The sequence below is a fragment of the Cloacibacterium caeni genome (assembly GCF_907163105.1).
Classification (GTDB): Bacteria; Bacteroidota; Bacteroidia; order Flavobacteriales; family Weeksellaceae; genus Cloacibacterium; species Cloacibacterium caeni_A.
In genome coordinates, this window is the sequence record NZ_OU015321.1 from 1,691,367 (window position 1) to 1,703,558 (window position 12,192).

Genomic DNA, 12,192 nt, shown 5'->3' on the forward strand with positions numbered 1-12,192 from the left:
TTATGAAGATTAAAACTTTACTAATTGTAGGACTACTATTTTCTGTAGCAAATATCTTTGCTCAAATTCCTACTGGTTACTATGATGGAACAGCTGGTCTATCAGGTTCAGCTCTTAAAACTAAATTAAGCTCTATTATTTCTAGTGGTCACCAAACCAAATCATATGATGCTTTAGATGATGAATATCCAAATTCAGATAAAGATAGTTATTATGAAAAAGATGGTACTGTTTTAGATATTTATTCTGAAAACCCTACTGAAACTGACCCTTATGTTTACCAATTTGGTGTAAAAAAGTGTGGAAATTACAAAATAGAAGGAGATTGCTATAATAAAGAACATATCTTTCCTCAAGGTTATTTTAACAAAGCATCACCTATGGTATCTGACATACACCATATTGTACCAACAGATGGAAAAGTAAACGGAATGAGAAGTAATTTTCCCTTCGGAAATGTAGGAAGTTCTGTTTCTTATACTTCTAAAAATGGTTCTAAATTAGGTACAAGCAATTCTGTAAACTATAGTGGAAAAGTTTTTGAACCAATAAATGAATTTAAAGGAGATGTTGCAAGAATGATATTTTATTTCGCTACAAGATATGAAGCAAAATTAAAAGATTTTGATGCAAATGATATATTAACTAATACTTCATTTCCTGGAATACAGTCTTGGGAATTAGAAGTTCTTAAACAATGGCACACACAAGATCCTGTATCTCAAAGAGAAATTGATAGAAATAATGCTGCATACACATACCAAGGAAACAGAAACCCTTTTATTGACCATCAAGAATATGTAGCACAAATTTGGGGAACAACAACTCCAGATACAGAAAATCCTTCTACACCAACTAACCTAATAGTTACAGGAAGCACCTCTAGTACAATATCTTTATCTTGGACCGCTTCTACAGATAACATTATGGTAGCTACTTATGACATATATTTAGACGGAACGCTTAAAACTTCATCAGCCACTAATAGTGCAACCGTGACTGGTCTTAATCCGTCTACAACATATACATTTTATATAAAAGCCAAAGACGCTGCAGGAAACATATCTAGTCAAAGCAATACTGTTACAGGAACCACCACAGAAAATACTGGCGGCGGCGGAAATAACAATAATACCACTTGTGGCACAGAAAATTTCGAGGGAATTAGCGGAACTCCTAATACTTATGAAACCATAAATTGGACCAGCACTGGAATCACATGGACAGCAACGGATTCTATATCCGACCAAACAATTAATAATAAAGCAATTACGGTAAGAAATGGCAAATTAAGTTCTTCACCTATTTCAGGAGGAATCGGAAATTTAACTGTAACGACACAACTTAAATTCTCTGGAACAAATGGAAGTTTTAAATTATTTATTAATGGTGTTGAAAAAGGAACAATCCCATACTCAGACACTGTAACTACCACTACCATTTCAAACATCAATGTTTCGGGGAATGTAACGATTAGCATACAAAATAATAGCACAACCTCTAACAGAGTGGCTTTTGATGATTTAAGTTGGACTTGCTATAACGATTTAGCTACCTCAGAAATAAAATCTAACAAATTCAGCATTTATCCGAATCCTGTTAAGAATAACACACTTTTCGTTAACGGAAAAAACATTGAAAAAATTAATAGACTAGAAATTTATAATATGAATGGAATTTTAGTTCAAGTGGCAGAAAAACCCTTTTTGAATAAAAATTACTTAGTTCTTAAAAATTTACCTAAAGGAATGTATTTACTAAAATTTGACAATAACTCTTTCAAATTTTTAGTAGAATAAACTTGATACAAATCATTGCAAGGCTGGAAAAATTTCCAGCCTTTTTTATTACCTTTGAATTATGGAAAAATCAGTAAAATTAGGTTTGGTAGGAAGAAATATTTCCTACTCGTTTTCAAAAAAATATTTCGAACAGAAATTTCAAAAACTTTTCTTGAAAAACCATTCCTATGAAGTATTTGACATCGAAAATCTTCAGAATATTCCTGAAATTTTTCAGACCGAAAATCTTGTAGGACTTAATGTGACTATTCCATACAAAGAACAAATCATTCCTTATCTAGACGAACTGAGCGAAGAAGCCCAAGAAATAGGCGCCATCAACTGTATTTCCATCAAAAACGGGAAAACAAAAGGGTTTAATACTGATGCATTTGGCTTTGAAAAAACACTTCTTCTGCACAAAAAACCACACCAAAAATCTGCCATTGTTTTAGGAAATGGCGGTGCTGCAAAAGCCATTCAATTTGTGTTAAAAAAGAATAATATTCCGTTTATTACCGTTTCTAGAACTACAGAAATCAATTATCAGAATCTCACTGAAAATCAAGTTTTAGAAAACCTCATCATCATACAATGCACACCTGTAGGAACTTTTCCTAATGTAGAAGAAACGCTTCATTTCCCATTTGAAAATATTACAGAAAATCATCTCGTTATCGATTTAATTTACAACCCTACTCTTTCTAAATTTCTAAAAAACGCTGCCGAAAAAGGTGCAAAAACCATTAACGGTTATTTCATGCTAGAACAACAAGCCGAAAAAGCTTGGGAAATTTGGAATGAAGAACTGTAAACACTTCTGAGCCATCAAAGATTTAGACTGATGTATTTTTTTAAAAGTGAGCACAATTATCGCTTTCAAAAAAATTGCATATTTCATAAAAAACCCTTAATTTAGTGCCGAAATGCGTTCAAACATTCAAAAAAAAGTGTTTGAAAAAGCATATTACTTTTAAAATTAATTTGCTATGATTACAGATAACCCTAATTCTGAAGCTCAAGAGAACATTGTAAATCCAAACGAAGAAACTGCTAATCAATCTGTTGCTCCTCAAGAAAGCCATGATTCAGAAGTTCATGAAGAAGAAACTCATGATATGGTAGAACACCACGAACATGAAAAAATGACTTCGGGAGAATTAATGACTAAGTTAGAAGCACTGATTAATGCAGAAGATGCAGGAGCTAATCATAAAAAATTTAATGCAGTAAAAGAAATGCTTCTTCACAAAATAAACCTAGAAAGTGAAGACCAAAAAGAAGCAGATGCACATTATGAACACCCTCTTCAATCAAAAGTTTCTGCACTGAGCAATATTTTCAAAGAAAAATATGATGTTTTCCACAGAAAACAAGAATCTGAGCAAAAAGACAATCTCGAAAAGAGAATCTCAATCATAGAAAAATTAAAAAATCTTTACACGCATTCTGAACCAAACACCAATCTTTTCCGCGCCATCAGAGAAATTAAAGAAGAATGGAGCAACGCTGGACAAGTAGCAAAATCAGAATTCAAAAATCTTAACAATAATTATTTCTACCATTTGAATAATTTCTATCAAATGTTAGACTTAAATAAAGAATACAGAGAGCAAGAATACGCTCATAATCTAGAAAAAAGACAGCATATTATTGCCAGAGCCAAAGAATTACAAAACGAACCTGTAGTACAAAAAGCATTAAACGAATTACAGTTTTTGCACAAACTTTGGAAAGAAGAAGCAGAACCAGTTGCTGAAGAATTCCGTGATAAAACTTGGGAAGAATTCAAAGAAATTTCTAACAAAATCCACGAAAGAAAATCAGAATTATTAGCCGTAATAGAAGGTGAACAACAAGCAAATCTTGAGAAGAAAAATCAAATCATCGAAACAATTAAAAAACTGACTTCTCCAGATAAAGCTCCGAATCATAATTATTGGCAAAACGCCATCAACACAGTAGAAAGTCTAAGAGCAGACTTCTTAAAATTAGGAAGCGTTCCTAGAAAAATTTCTAACCAGAACTGGAACGAATTTAAACTAGCACTTAGAGCTTTCAATGCGAAGAAAAATGAATTCTACAAAGGCCTTAAAAACTCTCAGCATACCAATTTAGAGGAAAAACTGAAGCTTATACAAACCGCTCAGGATAATATGAATTCTGAAGATTGGGAAATTGCAGTTCCATTGTTCAAAAAATTACAAGAAGACTGGAAAAAAATAGGTCACGTTCCTAGAAGTATGACCAATAAAGTTTGGGATGATTTCCGTGAAGCTTGCAACACGTTTTTCAACAATTACAGAACTAAAAACAATGCTGTAACAGACGACTGGAAAGAAAATTACAGACAAAAACGTGCGCTTTTAGATGAATTAAAAGAAATTGGCGACGAAGAAGGAAGCGTAGAAAAAATTGAAAACATTAAAACTGCTTGGAACAACATCGGAAAAGTACCAAGAGATAAAATGGCTATCAATACAGAGTTTAATAAAACGATGAGAGAGAAATTAAGACTGAACAAAATCAATGAATTTGATTTGAAAGAAGAAGGTCTTACTGAATCTCAATTAACTGATAAAGCTAGAAAAATCAAGAATCAAGTAGCTGATTTAGAAGCAGAAATTGTAAAATTAGAAAACAACTTAGGCTTCTTTGGCAAAGTATCTCGTGATAATCCTTTATTGAAAGATACTTTTGATAAAATTGATGACAAGAAAGCTCAGTTAGAAATGTTAAAACAAAGCCTTCACCACATTATTTCTGGAGAATAAGATGATGCGTAAACTGTTTTCGATAGTTGTACTTTTACTATTTTCGGGGATTTTTTATTCACAAAACACCGAAGACTTAATTGGTGTGCCAGAACTTACCTTTAACGAAAGTAAATATGTATTGGCTTCTGCTCAGCAAAAATCTAAAGTCCAATTTGTACAAGAATACATTTTAGAAGACGAAAGGATTGAAGATGCTTCAGCGGTAATTACCATTTATTTTTTCAATAAAAATATAGACGCTAAAGAAGCTACTTATCAAAAAACAGAAGAACTCGACCGAAGAGCCGAAACTGACAAGTATTGCACTTACAATGTTACCGAAAACCCTAATGGAACCGAATTCGTAGTAGATTTTATCACCACCAATGTTCCAAAAGATAAAAAAGCGGAAGCACCAGAACAAGAATTTGCGGATTATAACATCTATAGATTTAGAAACACTCTATTAGGCGAAGAAAGCACTTTTATGATTATTGCCTACAAAGAAAAATCTACTGGCGATGCTAAAGGTTTTGAAAAATCAATCGGCAAAAAAAGAAATAAACTTTTAGAAGGAATCATCACCATGACCATTCCTTCTGTAACTCTAAAAACAAACTAATTCCGGAATTTCTTTCGGAATTTTTTTTCAAATAAAATGAATCACGAAATTTACATAAAACGCTGCATAGAACTTGCCAAAAAAGCTACTGGAAAAACATACCCAAATCCTTTAGTCGGCGCAGTAATTGTTCATAACGATGTCATCATTGGCGAAGGTTTTCACCAAAAAGCGGGTGAACCTCATGCAGAAATAAACGCCATCAATTCTGTACAAAATCCAGAACTTTTACCCGAGTCTACCATTTATGTTTCTCTAGAACCTTGTGCGCATTTCGGGAAAACACCGCCTTGTTCATTGAAATTAAAAGAAATTGGTTTTAAGAAAGTGGTGATTGGCGCAATGGACAGCCATGATAAAGTAAACGGAAAAGGCAAAAAAATCCTTATGGATGCAGGAATAGAAACCGTCTCGGGAATTTTGGAAGATGAATGTAGAGATTTAAACAAAAGATTTTTCACTTTCCATGAGAAAAAGCGTCCTTATTTGATTTTGAAATGGGCAGAAAGTAAAGACGGTTTTATCGACCAAGATTTCAAACCTACAAAAATATCTAATGAATTAGCTTCTCAATTTGTACATCAAATCAGAAGTGAGGAACATGCTATTTTGGTGGGAACTCAAACTGCATTGAATGACAATCCTAGTTTAACTACTCGATTAGTGGAAGGTAGAAATCCTGTGAGAATTTTGATTGATTTTGATTTAAAAGTTCCTAGAAATTTTAAAATTTATAATGATGAAGCGCCTACTTTGGTTTTCAATCAAGAAAAAGAGACAGAAGAAGAAAATGTAAAATTCATTAAAATTTCTAAAGAAAATTTCATGGAAGAATTGATGCAAAAACTTTACGAAAATCAGATTCAATCGGTTTTAGTAGAAGGAGGAAGCAGAACTTTACAAACTTTTATTGACCAAAATCTTTGGGATGAAATCATTATCATTAAAAACGAAAATCTCCTATTAGAAAATGGCACAAAAGCTCCTAAATTTAATGGAAAATCGACTGAAGAAAAGACAATGAGAGATAATGTAGTTTCTTTTTTTTCATAATTTAATATTGAGAAAAAACTATTAATTACCTATTTCAACAACTGTATTGTTAATCTCTTTACAAGCTCTAATAGAAACGGAATCTACACTAATATTTCAAAATTAATAATAGAATTAACATTATTTTTAAAAAACTTTAATAAAAATGAGTTATTTTTGTTGAGTAACCAAAAACTTTTTTACACATGAAAAAAATTCTATTATTTTTTGTATTTGTATTTTTCAGCAGTACAACTACCGCAAAAGCACAAATGGAGCCCTATATCGGGCAAATTACCATTTTCCCTTACAACTTTGAACCTAGAGGTTGGGCTTTATGCGATGGAAGACTATTACCCATCGCTCAGAACACTGCATTATTTTCACTTTTAGGTACAACCTATGGTGGTGATGGAAGAACTACTTTTGCTTTACCAGATTTAAGAGGAAGAATAGTAGTAGGAATTGGTAATGGACCTGGTTTAACCCCTAAAACTTTAGGAGAAATGGGTGGTACAGAAACAAATACGTTATTAATTTCTAATCTACCTCCTCACAATCATGCCATTAAAGCTGTTACTTCTGAAGGAAATCAAAGTTCGCCAACCAACAATCTTCCTGCAGATACTAAAACATTAGACAAAGAATATTCTAGTGCTACCGCAAACACTACAATGAACCCAACAATGGTAGGTAACACAGGAAACGGCACTCCTGTAAATAATATGCAACCTTATCTATCAATAGGCTATTACATTGCTTTAGAAGGCATTTATCCATCAAGAAATTAATTGAGTATGAAAAAGTTATTATTTTTACTTTTTTTTACATCGTTAGCTTATTCACAAACGATAACATTTTCGGGTTGTACTAACTTATTTGAAACCCAAACTTATGTTTTCAATAAAATAAGCACTGATGTTTACGGGCGAAACGTTTACCAAACCACTCCAATAGATGGTGCACAGGAATGTGGCGGGTTAGGAACTTGCGAATTCCAAATTTCTTGGAACAACAATGATAACAGATGGGAATTTTTAGCGGATACTGGAAATGGAGATTTTATTAATCCATATCTCATTTATCATAATACTTCTGCTTCTATACCCAATCCACCAAATTTAACATTAGGAGTTTGGACAGAAAACACCGCTGTTACAGAAGGAAATTGTGGAGGGAATCTCACTTCAGGAAACGGAACACTTACCGGAGCAGTACAAAGCACCAATCTGAGCATAGAAGAATTATCAAAAAATAAACTTTTACTGACTTCTAATCCGGTAAAAAATTCTCTTGATATTCTTTCTCCTCTTAATCAAGATGCTGAGTTATTTGATTCTCAAGGAAAATTAGTTAAAAAGTTTAACCTTAAAAAAGGACAAAACAACTTTGATGTTTCTAATCTTAACACCGGAATTTATTTACTAAAAACCAACTCAGAAACATTAAAATTGATTAAAAACTAAAATTAAATTTTATAAAACAAAAAACATCTCATACTTTTGAGGTGTTTTTTTATGCAATACAATTACACCACCATAAAATCTGAAGTTCGAGATATTTTGCTCAAAGAAAAAGGGAGCAAATTTATCGGCTTTGCATTTCCTGTCAATAACGAAAAGGAACTCAAAACTGCTCTGGATAATTTGAAAGAAGAACATCCAAAAGCTACACATCATTGTTATGCTTTCAGAATAGGAATTAATGGTGAAAATTACCGCGCAAATGATGACGGAGAACCTTCAGGAAGTGCTGGTTTACCTATTTACAATCAACTTCTCGCTCACAATCTCACCAATGTTTTAGTGGTAATCATTCGTTATTATGGTGGAACCAAATTAGGCGTTTCTGGTTTAGTAAAAACATATAAAGAAAGCACCAAATATACTTTGGAACACGCAGAAATTATCACCAAAGAATTAGAAACCGAACTAGAAATTCAATTCAAATTTTCTCAACAAAACATCATTTTTTCTCTTCTCAATAAATTTGATGCAAAAGTCATGAATTTCGATGCACAAGAAGATTGTATGATAACAGCAAGGCTCAATTTGTCCGAAAAAGAAAAAATCTCGGAACTTTTGTCCGAGATTCAATATGTAAATTTTAAATTTTTAGAATAAGATTACTCTCTTCTTCCTCCGAAAAGCATTGACGCCCAATAAAGCAATTGTGCTAATGAACCTAGCGCTGCTACTACATAAGTTCTCGCCGCCCATTTTAGAGAATCTTCAGCCGCAGCATGCTCTTCTCTACCTAAAGTTCCAGAATTTTCTAACCAAGCTAGCGCTCTTTTACTCGCATCGTACTCTACTGGTAAAGTGATGAACGCAAAAAGTGTAGTTACTGCAAAAAGTAAAACACCAATCGCCAAAACTGTAGTATTTCCTTGTGGATTCTGAATACTTCTAGAAGCAATCATTACAGAAATCCCTGCAAAAATCACAAACTGAGAAAGCGTAGAACTAATATTTACCAACGGAACCAATTTAGACCGAAGTTGTAACATAGAGTAACCAACTGCATGTTGTACAGCGTGACCACATTCATGAGCGGCAACCGCTGCTGCAGCTGCATTTCTCTGCATGTAAACTCCTTCAGAAAGATTTACTGTTTTATTTACTGGATTATAATGATCCGTTAATTGACCAGGAACCGAAATCACTTGAACATCATGAATTCCATTATCTCGAAGCATTTTTTCGGCAATTTCTTTCCCAGACATTCCATTTCTGAGATGGACTTTGGAATAATGTTGAAATTTCGACTTCAATCTAGCCGAAACCAACCAACTCACGAGCATTAGCGCTCCTAAAATTAAATAATAACCTGTCATATTTTTATTTTCTTTTTTATATTTATTTACCCTTTTTGAAGTAAAAACTGTGCCAAACTTGGGCATTGTCATCTTTTACGCTATCTTTGTTTTTCTAATTTTTATCAACATGTCTGAAGTAAAAATCATTCAAGTTACTACCGAAAAACAATTATCAGATTTTATCAAATTTCCGATGAATCTGTACAAAAATAATCAAAATTATGTACCATCTTTAATCAAAGATGAGAAAAGCATTTGGAATAAAGAAGAAAACCCCGCTCTTGCCTATTCCGAAGCTAAGCAATTTTTGGCTTATAAAGATGATGAAATCGTAGGAAGAATTGCCGTGATGATTAATCACAAAGAAGCCCAAGAACTCGGCATAGAAAAAGTAAGATTCGGGTGGTTAGATTTTATAGATGATGAAGCCGTTTCTAAAGCTCTCATTGACACTGCTATTACTTACGCCAAAGAAAAAAATATCAAAAAAATAGAAGGACCGATGGGTTTTACCAATCTAGACAAGGCAGGAATGCTCACTTTCGGGTTTGACAGATTGGCAACGATGATTGGAATTTACAATTTCAGTTATTATCCAAAACATTTAGAAAAATTGGGATTGGTGAAAGAAAAAGAATGGGTAGAATTTGAAATTATGTTTCCTGATGTTTTACCAGATAAAGTTGAAAAATTCAGCCAACTCATCGCAGAAAAATATCAACTAAAAACCATAAAATTCAATTCTAAAGAAGAAATTCTTCCTTTAGTAGAACCGATGTTTAAGTTACTAGACGAAACATACAAAAATCTTTCTACTTACACTCCAATTACTGATGAGCAAATCCTGCATTACAAAGAAAAATACTTCGGTTTTATAGATAAAGACTACATTATCTGCATAACTGATAAGGATGACAAGTTAATTTCTTTTGCGATTACCATGCCTTCATATTCCAGAGCTTTGCAAAAAGCCAATGGTAGTTTATTACCATTCGGATGGTATCATTTACTAAACGCTGGCAGAAAAAACGAAAGAGCTAACTTTTATTTGATAGGAATTCATCCAGAATACCAAAGAAGAGGAGTTACCGCTATTATTTTTAAAGAAATCTGGAAAACTTTTAAGAAAAAAGGGGTGAAATTTTTAGAGACCAATCCAGAGCTTGAAGAGAACAAAAACATACAGTTACTTTGGCAAGACTATAATCCGGTAAACCACAAGAGACGAAGAACTTACTCTTTAGAATTTTAAAAATTTAGAAATGAAAACTCAACTTTATTATTACATTGGCATTATCATCATGTATGTGATGTACAATCAGTTTTTCCAAGTAAAAGATGAGAAAACTAACGCTATTATTAATATTTTGTTTGCGAGTTTTCTTTTTGGGTACATTGCATTCATTGCTTTTAAGGTTTTAAAAAACCTCAAGAACAAGTAGTTATTTTTATTAATTCTAAATTAGAGAAAACCCTTTTTTAGAAAGAAAAGTGTTTAAAAATACTTCTCGTTTCTATTTATATTTCGTAAATTTGCCAGTTAGAAATACTTAATAGAGATGAATTTACCTGATAATTATATCCCTGTTCTTATTCAGGCGGCAGTAGGCTTAGGTTTTGTGTTATTTACTTTATACGCATCACACAATTGGGGTCCTAAAAGACACACTTCTGGAGCTACTAAAGATGACACTTTCGAGTGTGGAATTGAAGTAGAAGGAAATGCAAGAACTCCGTTTTCTGTAAAATATTTTCTTACCGCTATTTTATTCGTTTTATTCGACATAGAAATTGTTTTTTTCTATCCTTACGCTGTAAATTTTAAAGAATTAGGATTTGAAGGATTCCTTGCTGTAACTACGTTTATAGCAATCTTCTTCATAGGATTTTTCTATGTACTAAAACGTGGAGCTTTAGATTGGAATAAGTAAATTTATACCGCTAAAGTGTTTTACACATTAGAGTAAGATTTTTCAAAAAAACTTTAAAAAAATTAAAAATGTCAGATAATAAACCTGTAATCAATACTAATGCACCTGCGCCTCCAGGAATAGAAGGTGAAGGTTTTTTCGCAGGAAAATTAAGCGATATTATCGGTATGGCTCGTAAGTTTTCGCTTTGGCCATTACCATTTGCTACTTCTTGTTGTGGTATCGAATTTATGGCAACTATGGCTCCTAACTATGATTTATCTAGATTCGGGGCAGAGAGAATGAGTTTCTCGCCAAGACAAGCAGATATCCTACTGGTTTGTGGTACTATTTCTAAAAAATTAGCTCCAGTTCTTAAACAAGTTTATACACAGATGGCAGAACCAAGATGGGTAGTTGCTGTAGGTGCTTGTGCAAGTAGTGGTGGTATTTTTGATACTTATTCTGTTTTACAAGGAATTGATAAAATTATTCCTGTAGATGTATATGTTCCAGGATGCCCACCAAGACCAGAACAAATTCTTGAAGGTTACATGCAAGTACAAGCTTTGGCAGAAAACGAAAGCTTAAGAAGAAGAGATTTACCAGAATACAAAGCTTTATTAGAAAGCTACGGAATTAAGTAATTTGAAAATGTAAAGATTTGAATTTCAAGTCTTACGTTTATCAAAAATAAATTTGAAACAATAATAGAAACAAATTTTTGAAGGCGATGTAATTTACCTCGATTTCAAATTTTCAAATTAATAATATGACAAGCGAATTTGTTTTAGAAGCCATCAATAGAGAATTTCCAGAAGCAGTGATTTCTTCGTCTGAACCTTATGGATTTCTTACTGTAGAAGTAAAAAAAGAAGAGCTTAAAAAAGTGATTCATCACCTTAAAGAGTCTTCTCTTAATTTTATGTTCCTTACAGATATTTGTGGTATTCATTATCCAGACCATAAGGAGAAGGAACTTGGAGTAATCTATCACCTTCATAATTTACAAGAAAATTTTAGAATAAGAATCAAAAGCTTTTTCCCAAAAGATAATGCCGAGGTAGATTCTATCACAGACTTGTATTCAGGAGCCAATTGGATGGAAAGAGAAACATATGATTTCTACGGAATTACGTTTAAAGGTCACCCAGATTTAAGAGTTATTCTAAATATGGAAGAACTAGGGTATCACCCTCTTCTAAAAGAATATGCACTAGAAGATGGAACCAGAACTGACAAAGACGACTCTATGTTCGGTAGATAAAAATTC

General features: G+C 32.8%; 14 protein-coding genes. 13 read left to right on the forward strand and 1 reads right to left on the reverse strand.

The features are described 5' to 3' along the window. Positions 1-2 precede the first annotated feature (2 nt). The 8 genes from KKQ76_RS07725 to KKQ76_RS07760 all read left to right on the forward strand — a co-directional run bounded on the left by KKQ76_RS07725 (position 3) and on the right by KKQ76_RS07760 (position 8,314). Positions 3-1,799, forward strand: a complete 1,797-nt coding sequence (locus KKQ76_RS07725; protein WP_213196647.1) for an endonuclease — start codon at positions 3-5, stop codon at positions 1,797-1,799. 61 nt (positions 1,800-1,860) lie between these two features. After that, on the forward strand, positions 1,861-2,595 hold the full coding sequence (locus KKQ76_RS07730) for a shikimate dehydrogenase family protein (RefSeq protein ID WP_213196648.1): 735 nt from the start codon (positions 1,861-1,863) through the stop codon (positions 2,593-2,595). A 175-nt stretch (positions 2,596-2,770) separates the two neighbouring features. Beyond that, positions 2,771-4,555, forward strand: a complete 1,785-nt coding sequence (locus KKQ76_RS07735; protein ID WP_213196649.1) for a DUF349 domain-containing protein — start codon at positions 2,771-2,773, stop codon at positions 4,553-4,555. A 1-nt stretch (position 4,556) separates the two neighbouring features. After that, positions 4,557-5,159 (forward strand): hypothetical protein, encoded by a 603-nt coding sequence (locus KKQ76_RS07740; protein WP_213196650.1) that lies wholly within the window; start codon positions 4,557-4,559, stop codon positions 5,157-5,159. Positions 5,160-5,195: 36 nt separating this feature from the next. Further along, positions 5,196-6,212, forward strand: a complete 1,017-nt coding sequence (gene ribD / locus KKQ76_RS07745) for a bifunctional diaminohydroxyphosphoribosylaminopyrimidine deaminase/5-amino-6-(5-phosphoribosylamino)uracil reductase RibD (protein ID WP_213196651.1) — start codon at positions 5,196-5,198, stop codon at positions 6,210-6,212. Between the two features lie 185 nt (positions 6,213-6,397). Beyond that, positions 6,398-6,982, forward strand: coding sequence for a phage tail protein (locus KKQ76_RS07750; protein ID WP_317194560.1), 585 nt, complete (start codon positions 6,398-6,400; stop codon positions 6,980-6,982). 6 nt (positions 6,983-6,988) lie between these two features. Next, complete coding sequence (locus KKQ76_RS07755; RefSeq protein ID WP_213196652.1) at positions 6,989-7,657, forward strand: T9SS type A sorting domain-containing protein; 669 nt, start codon at positions 6,989-6,991, stop codon at positions 7,655-7,657. 51 nt (positions 7,658-7,708) lie between these two features. After that, the gene (locus KKQ76_RS07760; protein ID WP_213196653.1) at positions 7,709-8,314 is read left to right on the forward strand and encodes an IMPACT family protein; all 606 of its coding nucleotides are present in this window, start codon (positions 7,709-7,711) and stop codon (positions 8,312-8,314) included. Between the two features lie 2 nt (positions 8,315-8,316). Here KKQ76_RS07760 and KKQ76_RS07765 read toward each other — a convergent pair whose 3' ends face one another. After that, positions 8,317-9,027 carry a zinc metallopeptidase gene (locus KKQ76_RS07765; protein ID WP_213197493.1) on the reverse strand — a complete coding sequence of 237 codons (711 nt, stop codon included), beginning with the start codon at positions 9,025-9,027 and terminating at the stop codon, positions 8,317-8,319. A gap of 109 nt (positions 9,028-9,136) precedes the next feature. On the opposite strand from KKQ76_RS07765, the gene KKQ76_RS07770 reads away from it, so the two are divergent. The 5 genes from KKQ76_RS07770 (at position 9,137) to KKQ76_RS07790 (ending at position 12,186) form a co-directional block, all read left to right on the forward strand. Continuing rightward, entirely contained in the window at positions 9,137-10,261 is a 1,125-nt protein-coding gene (locus KKQ76_RS07770; RefSeq protein ID WP_213196654.1) for a GNAT family N-acetyltransferase, read from the forward strand. 10 nt (positions 10,262-10,271) lie between these two features. Then, positions 10,272-10,451 carry a hypothetical protein gene (locus tag KKQ76_RS07775; protein ID WP_069797182.1) on the forward strand — a complete coding sequence of 60 codons (180 nt, stop codon included), beginning with the start codon at positions 10,272-10,274 and terminating at the stop codon, positions 10,449-10,451. A gap of 117 nt (positions 10,452-10,568) precedes the next feature. Then, the gene (locus tag KKQ76_RS07780; protein ID WP_069797183.1) at positions 10,569-10,940 is read left to right on the forward strand and encodes an NADH-quinone oxidoreductase subunit A; all 372 of its coding nucleotides are present in this window, start codon (positions 10,569-10,571) and stop codon (positions 10,938-10,940) included. 68 nt (positions 10,941-11,008) lie between these two features. Beyond that, the gene (locus tag KKQ76_RS07785) at positions 11,009-11,566 is read left to right on the forward strand and encodes an NADH-quinone oxidoreductase subunit B (RefSeq protein ID WP_069797184.1); all 558 of its coding nucleotides are present in this window, start codon (positions 11,009-11,011) and stop codon (positions 11,564-11,566) included. A 125-nt stretch (positions 11,567-11,691) separates the two neighbouring features. Continuing rightward, on the forward strand, positions 11,692-12,186 hold the full coding sequence (locus KKQ76_RS07790) for an NADH-quinone oxidoreductase subunit C (protein ID WP_069797185.1): 495 nt from the start codon (positions 11,692-11,694) through the stop codon (positions 12,184-12,186). Positions 12,187-12,192: the final 6 nt, after the last annotated feature.

Bases quoted from the DNA above. Each gene is read 5' to 3' on its own strand.
- KKQ76_RS07725 (WP_213196647.1), top strand. From the start codon at position 3: ATGAAGATTAAAACTTTACTAATTGTAGGACTACTATTTTCTGTAGCA.
- KKQ76_RS07730 (WP_213196648.1), top strand. From the start codon at position 1,861: ATGGAAAAATCAGTAAAATTAGGTTTGGTAGGAAGAAATATTTCCTAC.
- KKQ76_RS07735 (WP_213196649.1), top strand. From the start codon at position 2,771: ATGATTACAGATAACCCTAATTCTGAAGCTCAAGAGAACATTGTAAAT.
- KKQ76_RS07740 (WP_213196650.1), top strand. From the start codon at position 4,557: ATGATGCGTAAACTGTTTTCGATAGTTGTACTTTTACTATTTTCGGGG.
- ribD (WP_213196651.1), top strand. From the start codon at position 5,196: ATGAATCACGAAATTTACATAAAACGCTGCATAGAACTTGCCAAAAAA.
- KKQ76_RS07750 (WP_317194560.1), top strand. From the start codon at position 6,398: ATGAAAAAAATTCTATTATTTTTTGTATTTGTATTTTTCAGCAGTACA.
- KKQ76_RS07755 (WP_213196652.1), top strand. From the start codon at position 6,989: ATGAAAAAGTTATTATTTTTACTTTTTTTTACATCGTTAGCTTATTCA.
- KKQ76_RS07760 (WP_213196653.1), top strand. From the start codon at position 7,709: ATGCAATACAATTACACCACCATAAAATCTGAAGTTCGAGATATTTTG.
- KKQ76_RS07765 (WP_213197493.1), bottom strand. From the start codon at position 9,027: ATGACAGGTTATTATTTAATTTTAGGAGCGCTAATGCTCGTGAGTTGG.
- KKQ76_RS07770 (WP_213196654.1), top strand. From the start codon at position 9,137: ATGTCTGAAGTAAAAATCATTCAAGTTACTACCGAAAAACAATTATCA.
- KKQ76_RS07775 (WP_069797182.1), top strand. From the start codon at position 10,272: ATGAAAACTCAACTTTATTATTACATTGGCATTATCATCATGTATGTG.
- KKQ76_RS07780 (WP_069797183.1), top strand. From the start codon at position 10,569: ATGAATTTACCTGATAATTATATCCCTGTTCTTATTCAGGCGGCAGTA.
- KKQ76_RS07785 (WP_069797184.1), top strand. From the start codon at position 11,009: ATGTCAGATAATAAACCTGTAATCAATACTAATGCACCTGCGCCTCCA.
- KKQ76_RS07790 (WP_069797185.1), top strand. From the start codon at position 11,692: ATGACAAGCGAATTTGTTTTAGAAGCCATCAATAGAGAATTTCCAGAA.